The 23,019-nt window shown below is 62.9% G+C and carries 18 protein-coding genes; 11 read left to right on the forward strand and 7 right to left on the reverse strand.

Annotated elements, in window-relative coordinates; genetic code table 11:
* The first annotated feature begins 218 nt into the window (after window positions 1–218).
* The 9 genes from JI59_RS21890 to JI59_RS21930 all read left to right on the forward strand — a co-directional run bounded on the left by JI59_RS21890 (window position 219) and on the right by JI59_RS21930 (window position 13,022).
* Window positions 219–1,064, forward strand: a complete 846-nt coding sequence (locus JI59_RS21890) for a GNAT family N-acetyltransferase (RefSeq protein WP_039857722.1) — start codon at window positions 219–221, stop codon at window positions 1,062–1,064.
* Window positions 1,065–1,151: 87 nt separating this feature from the next.
* Window positions 1,152–2,432, forward strand: coding sequence for an NAD(P)/FAD-dependent oxidoreductase (locus tag JI59_RS21895; protein WP_007014165.1), 1,281 nt, complete (start codon window positions 1,152–1,154; stop codon window positions 2,430–2,432).
* Window positions 2,429–3,889, forward strand: coding sequence for an aldehyde dehydrogenase family protein (locus JI59_RS21900; RefSeq protein ID WP_007014164.1), 1,461 nt, complete (start codon window positions 2,429–2,431; stop codon window positions 3,887–3,889). The genes JI59_RS21895 and JI59_RS21900 overlap by 4 nt, the downstream gene beginning before the upstream one ends.
* Window positions 3,890–4,172: 283 nt before the next feature.
* Entirely contained in the window at window positions 4,173–6,239 is a 2,067-nt protein-coding gene (locus tag JI59_RS21905) for a putative bifunctional diguanylate cyclase/phosphodiesterase (RefSeq protein ID WP_007014163.1), read from the forward strand.
* A 130-nt stretch (window positions 6,240–6,369) separates the two neighbouring features.
* Window positions 6,370–6,579: a hypothetical protein gene (locus JI59_RS21910; protein ID WP_007014162.1), complete on the forward strand. Its 210-nt coding sequence runs from the start codon at window positions 6,370–6,372 to the stop codon at window positions 6,577–6,579.
* Between the two features lie 280 nt (window positions 6,580–6,859).
* On the forward strand, window positions 6,860–7,429 hold the full coding sequence (locus JI59_RS21915; protein WP_007014161.1) for an RNA polymerase sigma factor: 570 nt from the start codon (window positions 6,860–6,862) through the stop codon (window positions 7,427–7,429).
* Window positions 7,423–8,475, forward strand: coding sequence for a FecR family protein (locus tag JI59_RS21920; RefSeq protein WP_007014160.1), 1,053 nt, complete (start codon window positions 7,423–7,425; stop codon window positions 8,473–8,475). Before JI59_RS21915 ends, JI59_RS21920 begins: the two co-directional genes overlap by 7 nt.
* A gap of 126 nt (window positions 8,476–8,601) precedes the next feature.
* Window positions 8,602–11,511, forward strand: coding sequence for a TonB-dependent receptor (locus JI59_RS21925; protein ID WP_007014159.1), 2,910 nt, complete (start codon window positions 8,602–8,604; stop codon window positions 11,509–11,511).
* Between the two features lie 101 nt (window positions 11,512–11,612).
* Window positions 11,613–13,022 (forward strand): CehA/McbA family metallohydrolase domain-containing protein, encoded by a 1,410-nt coding sequence (locus tag JI59_RS21930; protein WP_007014158.1) that lies wholly within the window; start codon window positions 11,613–11,615, stop codon window positions 13,020–13,022.
* Window positions 13,023–13,043: 21 nt separating this feature from the next.
* Here JI59_RS21930 and JI59_RS21935 read toward each other — a convergent pair whose 3' ends face one another.
* Window positions 13,044–14,366: an NAD(P)/FAD-dependent oxidoreductase gene (locus JI59_RS21935; RefSeq protein WP_007014156.1), complete on the reverse strand. Its 1,323-nt coding sequence runs from the start codon at window positions 14,364–14,366 to the stop codon at window positions 13,044–13,046.
* Window positions 14,367–14,745: 379 nt separating this feature from the next.
* Between JI59_RS21935 and JI59_RS21940 the strand changes: the two genes are divergently transcribed.
* Together JI59_RS21940 and JI59_RS21945 are read left to right on the forward strand one after the other, a co-directional pair.
* The gene (locus tag JI59_RS21940; protein WP_239000621.1) at window positions 14,746–15,945 is read left to right on the forward strand and encodes an acetyltransferase domain-containing protein; all 1,200 of its coding nucleotides are present in this window, start codon (window positions 14,746–14,748) and stop codon (window positions 15,943–15,945) included.
* 152 nt (window positions 15,946–16,097) lie between these two features.
* Complete coding sequence (locus JI59_RS21945; protein ID WP_007014154.1) at window positions 16,098–16,820, forward strand: cupin domain-containing protein; 723 nt, start codon at window positions 16,098–16,100, stop codon at window positions 16,818–16,820.
* A gap of 112 nt (window positions 16,821–16,932) precedes the next feature.
* Here the strand turns inward: JI59_RS21945 and JI59_RS21950 are convergent, their stop codons facing one another.
* The 6 genes from JI59_RS21950 to JI59_RS21975 all read right to left on the reverse strand — a co-directional run bounded on the left by JI59_RS21950 (window position 16,933) and on the right by JI59_RS21975 (window position 22,469).
* A complete protein-coding gene (locus JI59_RS21950; protein WP_238532582.1) occupies window positions 16,933–17,937 on the reverse strand; it encodes a copper resistance protein B in 1,005 nt (334 codons plus the stop codon).
* On the reverse strand, window positions 17,937–19,685 hold the full coding sequence (locus tag JI59_RS21955; RefSeq protein ID WP_007014152.1) for a copper resistance system multicopper oxidase: 1,749 nt from the start codon (window positions 19,683–19,685) through the stop codon (window positions 17,937–17,939). Before JI59_RS21955 ends, JI59_RS21950 begins: the two co-directional genes overlap by 1 nt.
* A 25-nt stretch (window positions 19,686–19,710) precedes the next feature.
* Window positions 19,711–20,298: an RNA polymerase sigma factor gene (locus JI59_RS21960; RefSeq protein WP_007014151.1), complete on the reverse strand. Its 588-nt coding sequence runs from the start codon at window positions 20,296–20,298 to the stop codon at window positions 19,711–19,713.
* 6 nt (window positions 20,299–20,304) lie between these two features.
* A complete protein-coding gene (locus tag JI59_RS21965) occupies window positions 20,305–20,751 on the reverse strand; it encodes a periplasmic heavy metal sensor (RefSeq protein ID WP_338042183.1) in 447 nt (148 codons plus the stop codon).
* Window positions 20,748–21,011: a hypothetical protein gene (locus JI59_RS21970; RefSeq protein ID WP_039857716.1), complete on the reverse strand. Its 264-nt coding sequence runs from the start codon at window positions 21,009–21,011 to the stop codon at window positions 20,748–20,750. Before JI59_RS21970 ends, JI59_RS21965 begins: the two co-directional genes overlap by 4 nt.
* A 153-nt stretch (window positions 21,012–21,164) precedes the next feature.
* Window positions 21,165–22,469 carry a replication protein RepA gene (locus tag JI59_RS21975; RefSeq protein WP_007014149.1) on the reverse strand — a complete coding sequence of 435 codons (1,305 nt, stop codon included), beginning with the start codon at window positions 22,467–22,469 and terminating at the stop codon, window positions 21,165–21,167.
* Between the last annotated feature and the right edge of the window lie 550 nt (window positions 22,470–23,019).

The raw sequence follows: 23,019 nt of genomic DNA on the forward strand, positions 1-23,019 counted from the left end.
TTCTGCCGCCTGCGGATCCCCGGGCAATCCTGCCGATATGAAGCGTTTGCCTTGTCCGGCAGTGCCATAATCCGCACACAGGCCGATCTTTGGCAGCATATGCGGTTGCCGCTGCCAAAGCGGCACATTGCTGTCGGGCCCATGCCTATCCTGCTTGCCACGGGCCTCAACCTGAAAGAGGCCCCAGTGTTCGATGAAGATATGTGGTCGATGAGAATATGACGGACGCAATTTCCGGACCGGATGCCCTCACAGCCCAGGACCTGCCCCAGGCAGCAGCCCTTTCTGCCGCGCTTTCGTGGCCGCATCGGCTGGAGGACTGGCGCTTCGGCTACGATCTGGGCCACGGCCTTGCCTTGCGGCAGGGGGGCAGGCTGGTCGGCACTGCAATGGCCTGGGATTACGGCCCGGACTTCGCCACCGTCGGCTCGATCATCGTCGACAGCCAGTTCAAGGGACAGCGATTGGGTTCGCGCATCTTCGATGCCTTGATGGACACACTCGGCGAACGCTCCGTCATCCTCGCAGCAACGCTAGAGGGTCTCGAACTCTACCGGCGGCGCGGCTTCGTCGGTTTCGACCAGATCTGCCAGCACCAGGGCATTGCCGCAAACGTCGCCGCAGTCGCCCAGGCAGACGGCGTGGAACAGGCAAAGAGTGCCGATCTTCCCGCCGTGCTCGAACTCGATGCCGCCGCAACGGGGATGCCGCGCCGCGAACTGATCGCCCGCCTTGTCGAAGCCGGAGACCTGCGTGTCCTGCGCGCGGCAGACGGGCGTCCGCGAGGCTATGCCATTACCCGCGAATTCGGTCGCGGACATGTCGTCGGCCCGGTCGTCGCCGCGACCGAGGATGACGCGCAGGTCCTGATCACCGACGCGCTTTCACGCCTGCAGGGACGCTTCGTGCGGATCGACACCTCAATCGGCTCGGGACTGGGACCATGGCTGGAATCGCAAGGTCTGGTGCACGTTGACACTGTCGAGGCCATGGTCCGCGGCGAACGGCCCCTACCGAAAGGTCCGGGCAGGGTCTTTGCCATATCCAGCCAGTCACTGGGCTAGGCCGCGCGTGCAGGCTACCGGATCGCACTGCGAGATAAAGCACGGGGTCCGGACCGGAGCTGCCGCCCGTACTTCGGAAACCAAGGCATGAAACTGACCTCATACTGGCTCGATACGGTCGCCCCCTTCGCCGGACGCTCGAAACAACCTGTGGGAGGCAAGGTCGATGTCGTCATTGTCGGCGCCGGGCTGACCGGAACTTCGGCCGCACTGGCCCTTGCCAGGAAAGGCGCCAATGTCGTCCTTTGCGAGGCCGACGTCGTGGGCAGCCAGGCATCGGGCCGCAGCGGCGGCATGTGCAACAACGGCTTCGCACAGGATTACCGCATGATGGCCGAGGCGATCGGCATCGAGAGAGCCAACATGCTCTACCGCGCCTTCGACGCCGGCGTCGACGCGGTCGAACGGCTGGTGCGCGAGGAAGGCATCGACTGCAACTTTGCCCGCACCGGCAAACTCAAGCTCGCTGCACGCCCCGAACATTACGACAAGCTCGCCCGGACGCAGGAAATGCTGGCCCGGCAGGTGGATCCCGACACCTTCATGGTAAGCCGCGAGGAACTTGCCGAAGAAATCGGATCCGATCGCTATTGCGGCGGCATGGTCTTCGCCAAGAGCGCCGGTCTCCACGTCGGTCGTTTCGTGCGCGGACTTGCCGAAGCGGCAGCGCGCCGCGGCGCCCAGATCCACGAACAGACGCCCGTGACCGGTATTCATCGGACGCCTGGCGGGGCATTCGAGGTCACGACTCCGCGCGGCAAGGTCGAGGCAGGACAGGTACTGCTTGCCAGCGGCATTTCCGGGGTCGGCCCCCTGGGCTGGTTCCGGCGACGCATCATTCCCGTCGGCAGCTTCATTATCGCGACGGAGCCGCTTTCCGACGAACAGCTCGATCAGATCATGCCGCGCCGGCGCATGGCCACCGATACCAAGAACATCGTCAACTACTTCCGCCACCTGCCCGACAACCGCCTCCTGTTCGGCGGCCGCGCGCGCTTTGCCGTATCCAATCCCGATTCCGACGTAAAAAGCGGCAAGCTGCTCCAGGCCGCGCTGATAGACATCTTCCCCCAGCTCGCCGACCTTCGCATCGACTATTGCTGGGGCGGCATGGTGGACATGACCCGCGACCGCCTGCCGCGCGCCGGCCAGCGGAAAGACGGGCTGTACTACTCGATGGGCTACAGCGGCCACGGCACGCAGATGGCCACTTATATGGGAACGGTCATGGCCGAAGTGATGGACGGCAATGTCGACCTGAACCCGTGGAAGGATTTCGACTGGCCCGCCATCCCGGGACATTTTGGCAAGCCCTGGTTCCTGCCCATCGTGGGCACATACTATCGACTCAAGGACCGCTTCACGTGACTGATCCGCTATCCCACCTGGCTGCCGCTGGCCGCTTCGACCACATCCTTGTCGGCGGGCACTGGATCGAGCCGTTGTCCAGGACGACCGCGCCTGTCGTCGATCCGGCAAGCGAAGAGACGATCGCACAGATCGTGCTGGCCACGCGCGACGATGTCGATGCCGCCGTCTCGGCTGCGCGCAGCGCCTTTCCCGGATGGTCCGCCACCCCCGTCGCCGAGCGGGCGCGCATGCTCTCACGCGTGCATGAACTGATCCTCGAGCGAGCCGAACTTCTCGCTCAGGCGATCTCGCTCGAGATGGGCGCAGCCATCACTTTCGCCCGTGCAGCGCAAGTGCCGTTCGCGGCAGAGCACGTGCGCGTCGCGGCGGAAAATCTTGCCAACTATCCCTTCGTGCATATGCGCGGCACAACCGCCGTCGCGCGCGAGCCGATCGGTGTGTGCGGACTCATTACCCCCTGGAACTGGCCGCTCTACCAGATCACGGCAAAGGTCGCCCCGGCTCTCGCCGCGGGCTGCACGGTCGTGCTCAAACCCAGCGAACTGGCACCTCTGAGCGCGCTTCTCTTCGCGGAAATCATCGGCGATGCGGGTATTCCCGCAGGCGTATTCAATCTGGTCACCGGCACCGGACCGGAAGTGGGCGAAGCGCTTTCCGCGCACCCGGACATCGACATGATCTCGATCACCGGCTCCACACGCGCAGGCGTGCTGGTGTCGAAGTCGGCCGCCGATACCGTGAAGCGCGTTGCCCTGGAACTGGGCGGCAAGTCGCCCAACGTGATCCTGCCAGATGCCGACCTGGCCCGGGCGATACCTCCCGGCGTCGCCTCGAGCTGCCGCAATGTCGGCCAGTCATGCAGCGCCCCGACACGCATGATCGTTCCGCGCGTCAAGCTCGCCGAAGTGGAGCGCATCGCGGCCGAGACCGCCGCGCAATTCGTCGTGGGCGACCCGCGCGACGAGCGCACGACGCATGGCCCCATCGCCAACCGTGCCCAGTTCGAACGCGTCCAGTACATGATCGGCGTAGGGATATCCGAAGGCGCAAAGCTCGTCTGCGGCGGCGGCGGTAAGCCCGAGGGGCTGGAGCGCGGCTATTACGTACGTCCGACGATCTTCTCGCAGGTCACTTCTGGCATGGCGATCGCGCAGGAGGAAGTCTTCGGTCCGGTCCTTGTCATCATCCCATACGACAGCGTGGAAGAGGCGATCGCAATCGCCAATGACACCGTCTATGGCCTTGGCGCGCACGTGCAAGGCACCGACATGGACCAGGTTCGCGCCGTCGCCGGACGTATCCGCGCAGGACAGGTCCTGCTCAATTATCCTGCCTGGGACCCGCAGGCCCCCTTCGGTGGCTACAAGCGATCTGGCAATGGCCGCGAATTCGGCATCGAAGGCATGGAAGAGTTCCTCGAGGTCAAGGCCATGCTCGGATACGAACCGGGCTGATACATCCCTGCTTATTGCGTCACGGCATTTGCCGAAGATCAGGCCGGACCCGCCTTGGTGGGTCCGGCCTTTCTTGTATTGGCGGGTCTTGGAATTACCGGCCGGAACGGTCGATCGTGCTGTGAAAGGGATATGTGAGGAGTCCAGGGATTATGACAGTTCAATGACGAAATTGTCACATAATTCATTGTTATAATTAGACTTTTTTAGGGAATCACTCCTATCAGCCCTGTCCGGATCAAGCGCGGGGACATGACGTCGCTCGCGCAGCTTCGGGTGCACGATGACAAACTGGAATGGGATTGCTGGCAGGTTCTTCGGTTCGCTGGAGAGGCGCCTTATCGGCGCGATGGCCCTGATTATTGCCTTGACGCTGCTGCTGCAGTTCGTCTCGCAAAGGGAGGCCTTCGGGCTGCAACGGGAAAGCGACTCCCTTGTGCGTGCATCGGCCCTTGCGGAAAACGCGGATCAGTTCGCGGAAGCCGTCGGCAAGCTGCGCACGGCCACCAATCGCGGTCTCGTCGCCAGCGATATCACGACGACCAGCGATACCCTGACCGATGCCGCCATCGCCATAGGTGACCGGCTGGCCAAGCTGCGCGACAGCGGCACCGTGCTTTACGACCTGCCGGCGACGGCGCAGCTTTTCGCCAATCTGGACCAGCATGTCGCCGCAATACTCCAGGTCCAGGCGACGCGCGGGGACAAGTCTGCGCTGATCGCGCAAGTCGAAGCGAAGAATGCTGCGATGGAAGCGCTCGCTGTCAAGATCGTGGAGCAGGCCCATGCCCATCGCCAGGCCGCGCAGGGCCGATTGGTATCATCGATAGAGCGCTGGCAATTCCTTGTGCTGGGCACCGGCGGTGTCACGATCCTGGTGGTTCTGATCGTCCTGTTCGATCTGATGCGCAATATCCTGCCGGCAGTGCGCCGCATGCACCGTTCGCTGCAACGGCTGGCCGACGGCGATCTGGATATCGAGATCGGTGCGTTCAGACTGCAGGAACTGCAGGCCTTGTCCGGCCCGCTCGAAACCTTTCGCCGGAACGCCAAGGCCGTCAAGAACCTCGCGTTCACCGATGCGGCGACGGGAATGCCCAACCGCCGCGCCTTTCAGGAAGCAGCGGAAAAACTTCTGACGGACAGCAGCGATGGCCGCTTCGCCTTCATGCTGATCGACATCGACCGCTTCAAGCACATCAACGACGATTACGGCCATGCCACGGGCGACGAGCTGGTCCGGATCATCGGCGCGCGAATGAAGTCCTTTCTCGGCGATCGAAGCCTGGTGGCGCGCGTTGGCGGCGATGAGTTCGCAGTGGCCCTGCCGCTCACTGCTCAGGTAACCGGCATCGCGAAGGGCTCCGCCCTCGTCGAGGCGATGCGCGAGCCTTTCAGCCTCGGCGAGTATTCCGTCGCCTCGACCGTCTCGCTGGGCGTGGCCGAAGTGCAGCTGCCGACCGGATCGGACGTCGACGCCATCCTGCGCAATGCCGACCTTGCCCTCTACGCCTCAAAGAAGAACGGCCGGAATTGCGCCACCGCCTTCGCCGCGCACATGGCAGAGGAGCGGTCGGTCGACCGGGCGCTGGAGAAGGATCTTGAATCCGCATTCGATGCCGGGCAGCTGCGCATGGTCTACCAGCCGATCCATTCGATCGACGAGGACTGCCGCGAAGTCGAGGCACTGGTGCGCTGGAAGCACCCCGAGCTCGGCGAAGTCCCGCCGTCCACCTTCATTCCCGCGGCCGAGCGAAGTGGGCTGATGGTGCGTCTGGGCGAATGGATCATCCGCAGGGCCCTTCAGGACTTTGCCCAGTGGCCCGACATTCACATGAGCCTCAACCTTTCGCCGCTGCAGTTGCAGCATGACGGGTTCAGCACTTTCCTGCTCGATTGCTGCCGCGAGAACGGGATAGCACCGCAAAGGCTCTTCCTGGAAGTGACCGAATCTCTTTCCATCGAGCGCAATACGCGCGCGCTGCTCACCCTGAACCTGCTGCGCAACCTGGGTTTTCGCATTGCCCTTGATGATTTCGGAACGGGCTATTCCTCGCTCTCGATGGTCAAGAGCTTCAAGTTCGACCGCATGAAGCTGGATCGCAGCCTCGTCATGGATCTTGGACAGGATCCCGCCTCGCTGGCGGTCCTGGAAGCCGCGGTAACGATGGCGCGCCATGTCGGGGCAGAAGTCGTGGCCGAAGGCATCAGCGAGGATCACCTCGTCGGGCCGACCAGAAGCGCCGGGTGCACCCATCTCCAGGGATATTTCTACAGTCACCCGATCGAGGCCGGGCATGTCTGGAACTATATCGCAAAAGTGCAGGGCAAGAGCGCCAGGGCCGCATGACCGTTGTCATGGAAGGGCCGACACATCCCGCTTTGCGCCAAGGCCCCTGCCCCTATTTTGGATTCGCCAGGATGGGCGCGATCGGGTATCTGCCGGTACCCGGACACGGAAACGAGTCAGGGAGTCAGTGATGCATTCGCGCAAGCGACACGGACTTTATCGCGTAAGCCTTCCCGAACTGGGCGAATGTGCCCGCGTCGACAGCGCCGCCGGCGACGCGTATCCCTACCTGGAACGCTCGATGTACGAAACTTTGGGTTTCTGGCCCACTTTTGACAAGCTGCCGGAGCAGACGGCTGCCGACAAACGACGGCACAAGCCTCTCTGGGACGCCTGGTAGGACCCGCCTTGCATGGCGCCCTGCGCGCCCGAAAGCCTTCCCGCGCGATTGGCCGGATCGCTTTCTCAGGAACCCAGAACACGCCAGCGAAGAGGGTGACAAGACCCGAAAGTGTCATAGTGCGCACCTAAGCGCGCCGTTGTGACTGTCCTGCACCCAAACCAAACACTCTCAGACCCGGCCGAAGGTCCGGACCGTACGCCAGTCCTGTCCGGATTGGCGGGCTTCGATTGTCTCTAGTGCGAGCTCGCATTGGCGCAGTCCGTTGCAGGAGTGTGGAGTGGATGTCCTGCCTGTCAGATCCGGCGATCAAGCCGCTCTATCCCCGTTCGTGGCCATGAGCGCGCAGCATGCCGACTTCGAAATCAACGCGAGCGAGCGCGCGGCGCTCGTGGCCTTCCTCATGCGCAAGTCGGGAAGCGCGATACTGGCCGAGGACATCGCCCAGGACGCATTCATCCGTCTCGTCGAATTCCAGCGGCGTGAGAAAGTGCGCAATGCACGCGGCCTGCTGTTCAAGATCGCGGTCAACCTGCTGATAAACCACCAGCGCCGCGAACGGCGCATGGTCGCCGGTCTGGTCGAGGATTACGCCGATGAACGTCCCTCGCAGGAGAGGGCGGCGCTCGACAATGACAGGATGCGCCAGTTTCGCAAGGCGCTGGAAACCCTGCCACCGCTGCGGCGCGAAGTGCTGATCCGCAGGCGGCTGGAAAACCAGTCCTACCAGGAGATCGGCAAGGCCCTGAACCTATCCAGCGCCGCGGTGGAAAAGCACGTCGTGCGCGCGCTCGCTTCGCTGCGGGCCTATCAGGACAAGTTCATGATCGAGGGCGAACGGCCATGGTGATCCGGATCGGCGCCTTTCGCAGTTACGAGGAACGCCTCGAGGAGATCCAGGCGCAGGCCGCATGGTGGATCGAGCGCGAGCATCTGGGACCGATGCGCGAAGCCGAACGCATTGAACTGCGCGAATGGCTGGCCCGAAGCCCCGCGCACGAACTGGAATACATGCTCGCCGACAATCTCTATGCGGACGACGATCTCGTCGCGGCGATGCAGGATGTGCCCCGCATCACGGCGCAGCGAACGTTTTGGTCGGCGTTGGATGCAGTCGGGAACAGTGTCGCCGCAGCCGCAAGGACGCTTGCGCAAGTCGCCGGCCCCAGGCTGGTCGCCGCGACGTTGGCTTTGGCGCTGATGGTTGCTGCGGTATCGTACCTGGCGCCATTCGGGCGCGATCCGATGACCGGCGAGGACCCGCGCATAGCCGCGGGCATGACACTCAAGACGCATACCGGCGAGCGGCTTGTTGCCCAGCTTCCTGACGGCACCCGGGTCGAAATGGGTGGAGGCAGCGAGGCGCAGGTGCGCTTTTCCGATAGTGAACGCCGCTTCGCCCTCACGCGCGGGGATGCCCTGTTCGACGTCGCCCACGACCCTGCCCGACCGTTCCTGATTGCAACCGACAGGGCCAGCATTCGCGTCGTCGGGACCCGGTTCCTGATAAGGGAAATGGCCAAGGATACACGTGTCGATGTCTATCAGGGCGTAGTGGAAGTACGGGCGCCCAAGGCCGAGGCCGCAACGATGAGAGTCCGGCGCGGATCGCGCGTGACGATCGGGCAGGAAGTGACCATCGGGCGCTTCGAAGCCGGAGCGGAAGAAGACTGGCGCGGTGGGTGGGTCGACGAGGCGGCCATTTCGCTTGCCGATCTTGCAGACCTGATCGAGCGCAGGACGGCAACACCGATTGCGGTAGACCCGGCCCTTGCCGCGATGCAGGTTTCCGGCCGCTTTCGCATTACCCAGCCCGACAGGCTGCTGGAGAAGCTTGCCCCGCTCTACGGCTTCAAAGCCCGCCGCGAAGGCGAGGGGTGGCGCATCTCGAAATAATCTCCGTGTAATCGAAGTGTCACAATAAGTACCTGAAAATGAAATAAAAAAGTTTGTCCGGGTTACTCTTCGGGCGGTGTCTTGTCGGCCGTTGGTTGGCAACATTTCCCGGCTACTGGAGGCCTTGTGTACAAGAATTTTCGTTCCGCGTTTCTCGCATCCTGCGCGTTGTTCGCGATCCCTGCCCATGCCCTTGAGGCAAAGGCGCAGGGCCAGGCGGCGAGCCAGGTTCATGACGTGAACCTTTCCGCACAGCCCCTGTCTTCGGCGCTGCGCATCCTCTCGCGCCAGACGGGGATCGAGATCGTCTTCCGTCCCGAACTGGTGCGCGGACAGAGCGCGCCTGCCGTTTCGGGCCGCACCAGCACCGAGGTCGCCCTGCAGCGCTTGCTGAGCGGCACCGGCCTGGCCGTGCGCTACTCCGGAGAGACTGCGATCCTTTACCGCGCGCCGGCCGCTACCAGGCAGCCGGTTGCCCTGACCACCGCAACTTCGGCTGTCGCGGCGGCAGGCGATGGCGCTTCTGGCAACAATGAGATCATCGTGCAGGGAAGCTACTCCGCTTCGATCGCCGATGCGCTGGACCGCAAGCGCAAGGCCGATAATGTCGTCGATTCGATCGAGGCAGTCGATATCGCGCAGTTCCCCAACCAGAACATCGCGGAATCGCTGCAGCGCCTGCCCGGCGTGACCATCGAGCGCGACCGTGGCGAAGGACTCTTCGTCAAGGTTCGCGGGCTCGGTCCCAACTTCCAGGTGACCTTGCTCAACGGCCAGTCGATCGCCGTGAACGAGAACGTGCGCGACAGCGGCCAGAACGGGCGCCAGTTCCGCTTCGACACGATTCCTTCCGAACTCATCGCCGGTGTCGACGTGATGAAAAGCCCTTCCGCCGACCTCGAGGAAGGCGCCATCGGCGGCATCGTCAATATCCGCACCTTCAAGCCGATGGACCTCGAATCCGGAACAGTCATCGGCACGCTTGCGGGTAATTACGTTGAAAAGGCGGACACGATCGATCCCAACCTGTCTGGTCTTGCCAGCTGGAAGAATGACAGCGAAACCCTCGGCCTGCTGATCGCCGGTTCCTATTCCCAGCGCACCTTGCGCCAGGACCGCATCACCGGCGTTGGCTGGGAAGAGATGTCCGAGGGCGTCGATACCGACGGTGACGGGATTGAGGACACCGGCGCGATTGTCGCCCCTTCAGCCGTTCGCCCGACGCTGGAGCAGGAAGACCGCAAGCGCTATGCGGTCAACGCAGCCCTCCAGTTCGCGCCGAGCGACGCGGTCAATCTGACGCTTGAAGGCTTCTACACCCGGCTCGACGATCACTACGACGAACTGACTTATTCGGCGGACATCGATGTCGACACGATCGTCCCGGGATCGGCGGTGATCGAAGATGGCGCGCTCATCAGCGCCACGACCGAAGGCAAGACGCAGATCGGCCGCGAAGTTTCCGACATGCGGCACCAGAACTGGTTCGTCGGACTCAGCGGCGATGTGCGAGCCGGGGACTGGACTTTCCATCCCACCGCCTACGTGACGCGCGCCGTCAGCGAAACGAGCGCACCGATCACCCGCACCCGCCTGCTCGGTCCGGTCGGACTCGTCAAGGTGACCATGCCCAAGTCAGCCGGGACGAACGTGCCCAGCGTCGACTTCCTCGAAGCCGATCTCGAAAATCCCGGCCAGCTCCCGTTCCGCCGTGTCGAATGGCGCGACGTAAGCTCGGTGGACAAGGAGCATGCCTTCGGCCTCGCCACCGAACGACCGGTCGATTTCGGACCGTTCTCGCGCATCTCGATGGGTGCCAAGTATCGTGATCGCAGCCGCGACTACGACCGCCGCGACGTCAACCTGACATCGCTTGCCGGGCAGTATTTCGACGGAACCTATTTCGACCGTTTCCCGTTCAACGACTTTCTCGCCGGTACCAACGGTTCGCTGCCGACCGCATGGGTCGTGCCGGACCCCGACCCGTTCTGGAACGATAGCAACAAAAGCGCCCTGTCGGCTTCCACGCCGAGCCGGTCGGACTTGCGCAATTCCTACAGCATCGGCGAAGAAATCACTTCCGCCTTCGCCATGGCGAACTTCGATACGATGCTTGGCGCCATGCCCGTTCGCGGAAATATGGGCTTGCGCTATGCGCATACCCGCCAGACTTCGGCCGGATACGCGGATGACGGCACCGCAGCCCGTCCGGTAAGCTACACGTCGACCTATGACGACTTCCTGCCTTCTGCGAACCTGGTGATCGAACCGGCACGCGATCTCATCGCGCGCTTCGCCATGGCCAAGGTCATCACCCGCCCCTCCCTGTCCGACCTCGCTCCGCGCCTCACGCTCAATTCCTCGGGCACGATCTTCGAAGCGCGAGGCGGCAATCCCGAACTGCAGCGCTTCCAGGCCTGGCAATACGATGCCGGCCTCGAATACTATTTCGCTCCCGGCAGCGTCATAAGCGCCAGCGTCTTCTACAAGGACATCGGCACTTTCGTGTACAATCAGGTCTCCGACTTCGTGGTCGACGGCCAGACCTACATGCTGACGGCACCGACCAACGGCGGCGATGCCTCGGTCAAGGGGCTGGAACTCGCCTTCCAGCATCGCCTGAGCTTCCTGCCCGCCCCGCTGGACGGCCTCGGGTTGCAGGCCAACTACACGCTCACCGATTCCAAGGCGAGCTACAGCGACACCCTGAAGGATGACCTCGCGAACATCGCGCGGCACAGCTACAACCTGACCGGTTTCTATGAGAACGGCCCGTTCGAAGCGTGGGTCAGCTACTCATGGCGAGGCAAGGTGCTGCAGTCCGTAGGCACCAATGACAACCTCTCGATCAACGACAGCGCCTTCGGCAGCCTCGATGCCAGCATCAGCCTCAAGGCGAGCGATCACCTCAAGGTCTCCTTGCAGGGCATCAATGTCACCAATGCCAAGCAGCGCCAGTTCGTCGGCGACAACTGGTTCGGCGGATATACCGACTACGGCCGCACCGTGCGCCTGACGGCGCGCATGAGCCTGTAATCGACCTGGGCGGCGCCCTCCCCCGGAGCGCCGCCCACCCCCGTTTTCGGCCCACCCCGTTTTCGGTCGACCCCCATTTTCGATTGACGAGATTTCTCCCCATGCCCCGCTCCCTGGCGCTCCTGTGCACATCCGCGCTGCTTCTAGCCGCCTCACCGCCGAAAGATGACGAAGCATGCCGCCAGTGGCTTGCCGGCGATCACCATGTGCACAGCGAATTCAGCGCCGGCTGGCAAAAGGACCCGTCCGATCCGACCGCCCTGCCCAAGCCCGTAATGGGCGGCGACAGCCGTCACACGATCCGGCAGAACGCGCAGATGGCCAGCCGCTTCGGCCTCGACTGGATGGTCTCCACCGACCATGGCGGCCCGGGACATTCCGCCCTGAACGCCCGGCTGGCTTGGCCATCGCTTCAGGACGTACGCAGAGATTTCCCCGGCATGATGCTGTTCTACGGGCTTGAATTCGACACGCCCGGCGGTGAGCATGCCAGCCTCATCATGCCGATGACCGCCAGCGAGCGCGAGGATCTGCGCCGCATCGAGGCCGGATTTGCCGAGCGCGATGCCTGGCCAACCGATCCTGCAAGAGACACCAAGCCAAGAATGCTCGATGCCCTGCGCTTCATGGCGGCGCTGGATCATCCCCCCGTCCTCCTCGCCAACCATCCTTCGCGCACGGCGACAGGACGAGGCCAGTGGGGGCTGCACGATCCGGCCGAATTCCGCGCCTGGATGGATACGGCACCGGGCATAGCCGTGGGCATGGAGGGCGCTCCCGGCCACCAGGCGGCGCGCCCGTCTCCCGGCCGCGATCTCGCCCATGGATCGCGCGGACTCTACGGGGGCTATCCCACCCTGGGTGGATTCGACCAGATGACCGCCATTCTCGGCGGCGCCTGGGACTCCATGCTGAGCGAGGGACGCCGCTGGTGGATCACCGTGGGTTCGGACTCGCACGGCCATTGGAGCGAGGGCGGCGCCGATTTCTGGCCTGGCGAATATGCCAGGACATGGGTTCATGCCCGCCGCGATCCGGACGATGTGCTGGAAGGCCTTCGGCAAGGACGAGTCTTCGTGACAACCGGCAATCTGGTGACCGGCCTTTCGCTGTCGGTTTCGGACGACAACGGCAAACCGCGAAAGGTCGAACTCGGCCAGACCCTGCACTTGAAGCGCGGCACTTCCCCTGTCCTCACGATCCGCCTGAGGCTGCCGGATACCGAAGATCGTTCCCATGCGCCGCTCGACCATGTCGACCTGATCGCCGGCAGCCTGCGCAGCGGCACGCCCGACACGCACGTCGCACGTCGCTTTCCGGTTTCCACGCGTGAGCGCCGCAATGGGGAGGTCACATTGCGCTACCGCATCCCGAAGATCGAAGCATCCCAGTACCTGCGCCTGCGCGGCACCAGCACGGACCAGGGCGAACCCTTACCGGACCAGCCCGGAGAAGATCCGTGGTCAGACCTGTGGTTCTATTCGAACCCGATCTGGATCGAAACGCGCTAGGCTCTGCGTTCTGCGACGCGATCAGAGCGCGCCGACTTCCACTTTCGAACCATCGACAAGGCGCGAGAGCCGGAATGGCGTGGGATCGATGCTGGGCGTATCGTTGACGATCAGCTGCGCGGCAAGATAGCCAATACCCGGCCCAACGCCGAAACCGTGCCCGGAACAGCCTGCGGCAAGGACAAGTCCGTCGACCTTGTCGACCTGCGAGATGACCGGCACTGCGTCGGGCGTGCAATCGACGAATGCGCCCCAGGCACTGTCAATCTCGATGTTCGCCAATTGCGGGAAAGTCGAGCGCACATTGTGCATGATCTGCCGCACTTGCCGGCCAAGCGGTTCGGGATCGAGGACGCGGGTCTTCTCGAAAATCTTGTCATCGTTGAACAACAGGGCAGCAGCCGAATCCGGACCGGTCAGGAACGACTTTCCGAGACCGACCTGCACCGCCTTCAGCCGCTGGATGAATTGGGGCATGAACTCGCGGGCATAGCGGATGCCCTTCGGCGTCAGTTCAAGGACCGCACGACCGCTGATCGCAAGGGTATAGCTGCCATCGAGTCTGCGCGTCATGGCAAAGTCGGGCGAATAGAGAACGTCGCCGACATTGACCGTCGGCTTCGTGCGCAGCGCAGTCTGGCGAACGCTGGCCTGCGGGAAACTGACCCCGTGCGTGCGGACGAAGCGCGATGCCCATGCGCCGGCGGCGCAGAGCACGGCATTGGTGCGAATGGTGCCCTTTTCGGTGTGTACGCCGACGACCCTTCCATTGGCGATATCGAGCGCCCGCGCGGCGCATTCCTGGTGAATCGTCGCCCCCAGCGCCCTTGCGCCTTCGGCAAGAACCGGCGCAGCCAGCGCCGGCTCAGCCTTGCCGTCGTCAGCCGAATGCAATCCGCCAACCCAGTTACGCCGCGTCGTCGGCATCCGGTCAGCCGCCTCGGCCGCGCTCAGCATCCGGGTATTGACGCCGAACTCCTTCGCCACCGGGCGCCAGCTTTCCCAGCCGGCCAGCATCTTTTCATCGTCCGTCGCATATACGAGACCGCAGCGCCGAAAACCGAGATCCTTGCCGATCTCACCCGCCAGTTCGTCCCAGAGGTGCATCGAAAGCAGCGACAGCGGCATCTCGCGGGCATCGCGATTCTGCTGGCGGCACCAGCCCCAGTTGCGGCTCGACTGCTCGCAACCCACGTTGCCCTTTTCGATCAGGGCCACAGAAAGGCCGCGCTTGGCAAGGTAATAGGCTGTCGCGGAGCCGACGATGCCGGCACCCACGATCACCACGTCGGCGACAGCCGGCAGCTTTTCGTCACTGTGAATTCGCTCGACGACTGGGGACATGGATTCGAGACCTCGATTCTGCGTGGCATTGCCCGGGCATGTTGGAAGCAGAAGCTTCCGTCGCTGCACACATGGCATCGCGCACTCGAAAGATTGCACTGAAAAGAGGCGCTCTTTCAGCAGATGCGGGACCCGGATGCCACAGGGCCCGACAATTCCCGCCGCCCGTGTCGGGCGCAAGGGCGGTTCCAGCAGGCACAGGCGCAACAGGCTGCGGCAGCATCTACCGTCCCCAGGGCCAATGCAGATGCGCTTTTTACTGCGCCGACCACAACTTCCATAGGAAATGTCGCAATATATTGGCCACGATGGTGGCATCGAAAATCGCAATCGATCGGGACAGGCAAAAGCCCGCCCGGCGGAAAGGACAGTACCTTCAATGGCAAATGCCGCTGTCATGGGGCAAGCCCAGTTCGAGGCCAGCCCGCTTACCCAACCGGCCGCCGCCGTACGCCAGCGCCTGCAGAGCATCGATGCCCTGCGAGGCCTCGTCATGGTCATCATGCTGCTCGACCACGTGCGGGAGACATGGTTCCTGCACATGCAGGTTACCGATCCGATGGATGCCGCAAGCGTAGCGCCTTCGCTGTTCTTTACCCGCCTGGTAAGCAACCTGTGCGCGCCCGTCTTCGTTGCCCTCACCGGCCTGGGGGCCTGGCTCTACACGCAAAGCCACAGCAAGGCGGAAGCCTCGACCTTCCTGCTCAAGCGCGGCGTGTTCATCATGTTCCTTGAAGTCACGCTCATTACAATGGCCTGGACTTCGAAGCTTCCCCCGACGTTCTGGCTGCAGGTCATCTGGGCGATCGGCCTGTCGATGGTGGCGCTGGCGGCACTTCTGCACCTGCCGCGCAAGGTCCTCTTCGCCATTGGCCTCGCTATCGTGTGCGGTCACAACCTGCTCGATCCCATTCATCTCGAGCCCGGCCATCCGCTCTACGTGCCCTGGGCCATGCTGCACCAGCGCGACATGATCGACCTGCCGTTCGGCCTCATGGCGAAGACGACCTACCCGGTGCTGCCGTGGATCGGCGTGATTTCGCTGGGTTACGCCATGGGACCCTGGTTCGCCAAGGGTTCGGATGCCGGCGTTCGTCAGAAACGGCTCATGCTCCTCGGTCTTGGCATGCTCGCCGCCTTTGTCGTGCTGCGCTTCCTCGACGTCTATGGCGACAAGCCATGGACCGCCGGGGAGACGCCGCTGCGCACGTTCATGGCCTTCATCGCCCTGACCAAGTATCCGCCCTCGCTGCTGTTCCTGTTGCCGACGCTGGGCATCGGCGCCCTTCTGCTCTCGCAATTCGAAAAGGTGCAGGGCCAGGGCTGGATGAATGCGCTGGCGGTATTCGGCGCAGCGCCAATGTTCTTCTACGTGCTGCACCTTTATGTGCTGCGCGCGCTCTATATGACCGCGCTCTACATCTGGGGGCCCAATCACGGCGAGTTCTTCGGCGTCGATAACATCGCCTGGGTCTGGATCTGGTACGCCGGTCTGCTGCCGGTTCTCTATGTCCCGACCGTGTGGTTCTCCAAGCTCAAGGCACGCCGCCGCGACATCGCCTGGCTCAAGTATCTCTGAACCGAGGCCGAACTCATTCCGGTCCGCGCCCTTGGAAATACCACGGCATGAACTGAATTCCGCCATGTCCCAAGGAGGCCGATGGATAAATGACCATCGGCCTTCGAGGTAATGGCGTCCCTCCCCTCCCCTTTCATTTTGCGGAGACTCATGTGAGCCCCTTTGCCGATTGTCCCACTTTCATCGATCTGCGTGCAATTGCCGCCAATCTTCCCGCAACTGACAAGTCAACCAGCGACCCCTTCACCAGCGGCGCCCATCTCGTCGCCCTGCGCAGCGGGCCGTGCGAAGTAGGGCTTATCGCGCTTGCAGCCGACAGGGGCGAGACCCGCGAAGATCGCGGCGACACCTGGATCTTCGTCCTCGAGGGGGCAGTAACCCTTGCAGACGCGAATGGCGCGCTGGAACTGGCGGTGGGCGAAAGCTGCGCGGTGGCGCGCGGCACCGCCTTCACCTGGTCGTGCACGGCCTCAACTAAACTGCTGTTCATGCGCTATCTGGATGGCGCACCCGGTACTCCCGGCATCACGTCCATCGCCAACGATGCCGAGCTTTCTGCATCGAACCCGCCGGCTGCCGAACTGTTGCTGGGTGAAACGCCCTCATGCCGGGCCAACACGATGTTCGCCTCGACCGACGAGGCATTCAAATGCGGTGTGTGGGACTCAACGCCCTACCAGCGCAAACCCATATTCTTCCACCACTGCGAACTGATGCACCTGCTGGAAGGCAGCGTCACATTCGTCGACGCAGAAGGGCGCGAGGCGACCTTCGCCAAGGGGGATACTTTCATCATCGAACAAGGCGCCGAATGCAGCTGGGACAGCCAGGTCGACGTCGCCAAGATCTACGCATTGTGGCGCAGGCCGGCCTGACGAGCGGGCCTGTCACAATCAAGCCATAAGCGAGGCGCAGCGAATATCGCTGCGCCTCGATTTCCCTGCAGATCGCTCGGAACTGCGCGAACGGCGCGGCGCGCGCCGCCGCTCAGAACATGGCGCGTATTCCCACCACGGCTGAAAAGTCGGAGACGCCCTCACCCGCTGCGCGTGACAGGCGAGCGGTTTCGCCCAGCTGGCGTTCCCAGTTCACGCCAATATACGGCGCGAGCGAGCGATTGGCGTCGTAACGCAGCCGCGCGCCCAGCTCGACCCTTTCGAAACCGGCCCCGACGCCTATTTCCGGCACGTCCTGAAACGCAAAGTCGAATTCGACTTCAGGCTCGAGCACCAGCACCTGTGTCAGGCGCTGATCGTAGGATGCCTTGCCGCGCGCGTGCACATCCCCCTTGTCGGACACGAGCATCTGCCCCTCCACCTCGAACCAGTAGGGCGCCAGCCCCTGGATACCGAGCATGGCGTAAGTGCGCTGGGGGTCCGGACGCAAATCGTGCCGTGCGCCAAGCTGCAGGTTGAACCAGGGATCGAGAGCATGGCGCCAATAGGCGGCGACTTCTACGCGCTCCGCAGCCTCCCCGAACGTTCCCTCGCTTTCGCTGGCGACGACGATCCGGTCGATGTCGCCACCGTACCAGGCTTCGCCTTCCCAGCCGTAACCGTCCCTGCCGTCCCTCACGCGATACTCGAGGCGGTCGACCTGGAGCGCCAGCGTAGAGAAAGCGGAGTGCTTCAACAGCGCATCGCGCGCTGCCTCCATTCGCTCCTGCGGAAAATAGCGGTCGGCAGAGTGATCGGTCGGCACCGCCGGCGGCGGCGCGTTGCCCGGCTGATCGGCGACGTCCGGCTCCGCCATGATGTGGCCGGCATGGGCGGAATGCCCCTCGCCCATGGGCATGTCCATCGGCATCTCATGGTTGCCAGCGGGCATGGCCTCGCCAGCATCCATGGGCATGTCCATGCCATTCCCGTCATGCATGGATCCGTGCATGGAATGGTCAATGGGCGCGTCCTGCGCCGCAGCGAGCTGCGGGGCGATCATGCCCATGACGAGCAACGATGCGGAAGCTAACGCTCGGACGGATTGGCGCGCCATCACGCGGCTCCTCCCTCATCGCGAACCGTGACAATGCGCATCATCCCGGAATGCATGTGCAGCAACATGTGGCAATGGAAGGCCCAGTCGCCCTCCCCGTCCGCAGTCAGGTCGAACGACGCCTTGCCGCCCGGCAGCACATTGACGGTGTGTTTGCGCACCCGGTGCCCGGGCTCACCGCTGACCAGTTCGAAAAAGTGACCGTGCAGGTGGATCGGATGCGGCATCATCGTGTCATTGATGAGGTTCACACGGACCCGTTCGTTAAGTCGGAACGGAATTGGGTCAGGACCTTCCGAAAGCGCCTCGCCGTCGATCGACCACATGTAGCGTTCCATGTTGGCCGTCAGATGGACGTCGATCTCGCGGCTCGGCGTACGCGGATCGGGATTGGGATCGAGCGCGCGCAGGTCCGCATAAGTCAGAACGCGGTGGTCGGCGTTCTCCAGTCCGGTCGGTCGATCCGCCAGACGGTCGACCGGCATGGGCGAAAGCGTCGCCACGCCCGGCCCCATCTTCACGCCGGGTGCGACAGTGGGGTCGCGCATCGACATCGAATGCCCGGACATGGAGTCGTTGGCTGGCTTGCTGAGATCGATCACTCCGTCCTCGCCCATGTCCATCCCGGACATGTCCATGCCCATGTCGCGCATGGTGAGCAGCGGCCTTTCGCGCAGCGCCGGAACCGGGGCGACAAGCCCGGGGCGCTGGGCAAGCGAGCCACGCACAAGGCCGGATCGGTCAATCGCCTCGGCCACGATGGCATAGCTGTCCGCCTCGCCCGGCTCGACGATGAAGTCGTATGTCTCGGCAATTGCGATCTGCACTTCATCGGTTTCGACCGGCTGGACGTGATTACCGTCGGCAGCGACGACCTTGAGCGCAAGACCGGGGAGGCGAAAATTGAAGTTGGTCATGGCCGAGGCATTGATCACCCGCAGCCGCACTTTCTCGCCCGGCCTGAACAGCCCCGTCCAGTTCTCCAGGGTGCCATGACCATTGATAAGGAAGCTGTAGGTCGATCCGGTTACGTCCGAGATGTCGGTCGCATCCATGCGCATCTGCGCCCATTCCAGGCGCTCGGACAGGCTCTGATCCTTGCCGGCCAGCAACCCGGCCAGAGTCTGCTTTTGTCGGTTGAAATAGCCGCCCATCATCTTGAGGCGCCGCAACTGTTCGTGCGGATGAATCGGGCTCCAGTCCGACAGGACGATTACGTGCTCGCGATCGCAGGCAACCGGATCCGGACCAGCGGGATCGATGACGATGGGTCCGTAAAGCCCGACCGCCTCCTGCATCCCGGAATGGCTGTGGTACCAGAACGTGCCGGAGTGAACGATCGGGAACTCGTAGACGAAAGTCTCACCGGGATCGATGCCGGGAAAACTGACGCCGGGCACGCCGTCCATCTGGAAGGGAAGCAGCAAGCCGTGCCAGTGGATCGAGCTTTGCTCGCGCAAGGTGTTGGTCACGGCAAGACGCACGTTCTGGCCTTCGCGCAGGCGCAGGAGCGGTGCAGGCAGCGTACCGTTCACGGTAATCGCATGGGCCGAGCGACCGCCGGTGGCAAAGTGACTTTCGCCGATCTGCAAGGCAATGGAATCGCCCGAGAGTGTGCCGAAGCCAGCCGTACCCGGCGTACCGCTGCGGGCCCAGGCGGGAGTCACTGCGGAAAGCCCAAGGCCTCCGGCAAGTATGCCGGACAAGGCAAGGAAGCGGCGGCGATTGAATGGGTCGAAAGCAGTCATCTGCGATAATACGCAAATTCTGCGCTTATCCCTCGAGCATCTGCGACAATTTCTGCCTGGCGCGGTAGATGCGCGTCTCCACGGCCTTGCGGCTGATACCGAGGACCTGAGCGGCCTCGTCCTGGCTCATGTCCTCGAGTGAACAAAGCAGGAGCGGTTCCTTGAGGCTGTCGGGCAGGCGGGCAATCGCCTCGTGAATCCGTTCCACCCCCAGGCGCGAGGACAGGGCCTCTTCCGGGTTCTCTTGCGGGTCGGCAATGTGGACGGCATCGTCGATCGGCACCGCAAAGGAAAAGAAGCGGCGGACTTTTCGCCGCCGGGCCCAGTCATGACACTTGTTGCGCGCAATGCGCAGGATCCATGCGCGAAACGGCCGCGACCGATCATAGCGGTTGAGAGCGAGGAACGCGGCGACGAAACTCTCCTGGGTGATGTCGAGCGCGTCGCTCTCAGCGCCGGTAAGTCCGTACACGAAGCGAAACACCGCCTCGCGGTGCAATTTCATGAGGGTATCGAAACCGCTCTGGCGACCCGCAAGCGCAGCGGCCACCGCCGAAGCATCCTCGCCCTGCCCTGCCGCCTGTTCCGCTGAATGCCGCCCCTGCCCGGACACGCCGGATCATTCCTCTGGGGGCGCGGTCAGGGCATGGGCAACAGCCGCATCGAAACGTCTTGCCTGATCCGGACGGAGCACGGAACGCATGGCGAAGACATGCTGAAGAGTTGCCTTCTGCAACTCGCCCATGGCCATATGCGATTGGTCAACGGCTTTCTCCACTGCCGGGCCATAGGCATGCTCGCGCTCCATAGCCTGCGCAAGCTGCGCATTGGCCTGTCGCAGCCGCCCGTCGAGCAGCTTTCGCCTTTCCGCAAAATCATGCTCGATCCGATCAATCTGCGCTTCCTGCCCTGGATCCAGATCGAGTTCTTCATGAAGAACGGCATGCAACCTGCTCTCGTGATTATCGCCTGCACGCAGCTTTTGTCCGAGCAGCAAGGCCGCCAGCGCGGCCAGGAAAGCAAGGACGAAGGCAAGAAAATAGCGGCGCAGGCTTCCCACGGTCACGAAGCCAGCAAGTGCGAGGGCGCGGCCGCAGGCAGGCCCAGGAGCGGATCTTCATGCACAGATTGCGTACCAGGCAAGGCAAGCCCGCCCCAAAGCCCGATCAGCCCTGCAACGGCACAGCCCAGAACAATTCCGCGGCGTGCCACCAATCGCTCACGCGCTGCCGTCAGCCCGGCCATGACCGATCCTTCCATAGCGTCCAGCCTTTCCGGCACGGGCTCTTCGCGCAATTGAGCTATGATCCGGTCAAGATCGTCCATTAGGGGGTTTCCTGAAATACCTCTGCTTGCACGGTTATACGCAGCAACCCGATCCATCCCTCATGCAGGACATCCAGCAAACTCGATTGTCAGGTCCCGAGCCGGCAATCTTCCACTTCATATTTTATCGAGCATGCGCACCGACATCATCGGTCAATCGCCGCCATCCTGCGATCGCCGCTTCGCATAGCTCACCACAAAGGCTTCCCATACGCGCAGCCATTCGGTGTCGGTGCGCAGCTTGGCAATTCCGGGAAAACCGGCGCGAAAGGCGTCTGCCATCGTGTCGACTGACCAGGGCTGGCCTTTCTCGAGACCGATCTTTCGAAAAGCGCCCTCTCGCGTCCCGAAACTGAGACTGCCTTCCGGAAAGGCTCGCAGTTCTTCGGTCAGTTGCGGCAAGTCGCGCTGGCTTTTTCGTTCTGCCGGGACAGATGATCTCGGTGCCTTTTCCCCCGCCGGCGCGCCAACAAGCCGCAAATGCGGCCCCACCAGCTTGCGTTCGAGAGGCGCTGGCGATGGGTGCAGGACGACCTTTCGTCCGGACATATCCACATTGGCGTTGGGATAGACGGCCGAAACCAGTTGCATCGTCTCGCGCACAGTCTGGCGAAAACGCTTGGAATCGGCGCTGTTGCCAAGGTGGCGCGCCAGTTGATCCCACGAAATCGTCTGTCCCTTGTCGCTGGTGATGCGCGGCAGGCGATAGGCCAGGTAGGTATAGAGATCGAGCGCGGTCGGCGTGCCCTTCAGTTCCCGGATCGCGATTTCGTTCAGGGGCACGGCATGTTCGATCAGGTGGCTGTAGAAGGCTTCCGACATGCGGATCTCACGCGCGAAGGCGCCGTTCTTCTCGAGCGAGCCTGCATATTCATTGGAGATCTTCACATCGCGCACAGCAAAGGCATTGTCGCCTGCATCGGTGCCGTCCCAGCGGATCTGCCATTCGCAGGCGAGCAATCGGTCGACCTGCTCGCGCATGCGGTTCGCGGTGCCGCGCGGTCCGTAGGATACGGTCTGATAGCCAAGCCGGCGCATCCATTCGGTAAAGTTGCGACCAAGATAGACATCGCGTGAGCGCTTCGTGACGGCTTGCGATAGCAGGTAGATGAGCGCAACCCGGGGATAGGCGCCGTAAGGGACGCCCAGGCTTCTGAGCACAGGCTTGCCGTCGACGTTCTGCAGAACGGGCCGTGGATTGATCGCGAGTGCGTACTTGCCATCCTCGCGCAGGATCGGCTGAGTGTCGTCTTTGGGCCGTTTGGTTGGCAGTGACATGGCGCAAAGCGCGGAGTGGAGAAAAGCCGGGACCGGCTCCTCGTCCTGGACGCGCAGGAAAGCATCCATCGTGAGCTGCGTCCCGGCGGACTTGGCCAGCGACCTGACGCGGTCCTCCCCGCCATCCAGCATGGCGAGAGCATATTGGTGCCCGATCGGTTTGCTCGTATCCCCGCTCATGTTGCCTATCCCTTCCCGAATCCGGGGCCTAAGGTCCTCATGTAACAACAGCTTTGAGCGGGATTGGCAAGCCAGTTGGCAGTTTTGGCCGGTTTTGGTGGTTGAAACCTACAAAACCACCGATGTTTTCAGTGCCGTTTAGCAAGTGCGCTGCAAAAACCTTCCAAATTCCACTGAAGCCGATTCGCGAATCGGATTTTGATTAGGGATTCTTGTAATAGGTATGCGCTCCGAGATCATCGGTGGCTATGGCACTGAGATCATCGGTAAATCGCACGGTCTTCATCGGTTGGCACCGAGATCATCGGTGCATACGGGATTACGCGATCGGTCGATGGAATTGCGCCTGCTTTTCGACTCGGCATGATTCGTTTCGGGGGTAAACGGCACCGAGATCATCGGTCGGTTTGCGCGCCCTGCCCTGCCGAGAGCGGTGCAAATGACCTTTTGGCACGGAGATCATCGGTGAAGTTGTAAGATTGGTGGACGTTCATTGCTCGAAACTTGCAACGAGGCTACTGTGCGGCTTCAATCTCACAAGTTGGTGTAT

The sequence above is a fragment of the Novosphingobium pentaromativorans US6-1 genome, from assembly GCF_000767465.1.
In the GTDB taxonomy this organism is placed as follows: Bacteria; Pseudomonadota; Alphaproteobacteria; order Sphingomonadales; family Sphingomonadaceae; genus Novosphingobium; species Novosphingobium pentaromativorans.

What these genes read in the sequence shown, in the direction of transcription:
- JI59_RS21890 (WP_039857722.1), top strand. Translation starts at nt 219, where the DNA reads ATGACGGACGCAATTTCCGGACCGGATGCCCTCACAGCCCAGGACCTG.
- JI59_RS21895 (WP_007014165.1), top strand. Translation starts at nt 1,152, where the DNA reads ATGAAACTGACCTCATACTGGCTCGATACGGTCGCCCCCTTCGCCGGA.
- JI59_RS21905 (WP_007014163.1), top strand. Translation starts at nt 4,173, where the DNA reads ATGACAAACTGGAATGGGATTGCTGGCAGGTTCTTCGGTTCGCTGGAG.
- JI59_RS21910 (WP_007014162.1), top strand. Translation starts at nt 6,370, where the DNA reads ATGCATTCGCGCAAGCGACACGGACTTTATCGCGTAAGCCTTCCCGAA.
- JI59_RS21920 (WP_007014160.1), top strand. Translation starts at nt 7,423, where the DNA reads ATGGTGATCCGGATCGGCGCCTTTCGCAGTTACGAGGAACGCCTCGAG.
- JI59_RS21930 (WP_007014158.1), top strand. Translation starts at nt 11,613, where the DNA reads ATGCCCCGCTCCCTGGCGCTCCTGTGCACATCCGCGCTGCTTCTAGCC.
- JI59_RS21935 (WP_007014156.1), bottom strand. Translation starts at nt 14,366, where the DNA reads ATGTCCCCAGTCGTCGAGCGAATTCACAGTGACGAAAAGCTGCCGGCT.
- JI59_RS21940 (WP_239000621.1), top strand. Translation starts at nt 14,746, where the DNA reads ATGGCAAATGCCGCTGTCATGGGGCAAGCCCAGTTCGAGGCCAGCCCG.
- JI59_RS21950 (WP_238532582.1), bottom strand. Translation starts at nt 17,937, where the DNA reads ATGGCGCGCCAATCCGTCCGAGCGTTAGCTTCCGCATCGTTGCTCGTC.
- JI59_RS21955 (WP_007014152.1), bottom strand. Translation starts at nt 19,685, where the DNA reads ATGACTGCTTTCGACCCATTCAATCGCCGCCGCTTCCTTGCCTTGTCC.
- JI59_RS21970 (WP_039857716.1), bottom strand. Translation starts at nt 21,011, where the DNA reads ATGGACGATCTTGACCGGATCATAGCTCAATTGCGCGAAGAGCCCGTG.
- JI59_RS21975 (WP_007014149.1), bottom strand. Translation starts at nt 22,469, where the DNA reads ATGAGCGGGGATACGAGCAAACCGATCGGGCACCAATATGCTCTCGCC.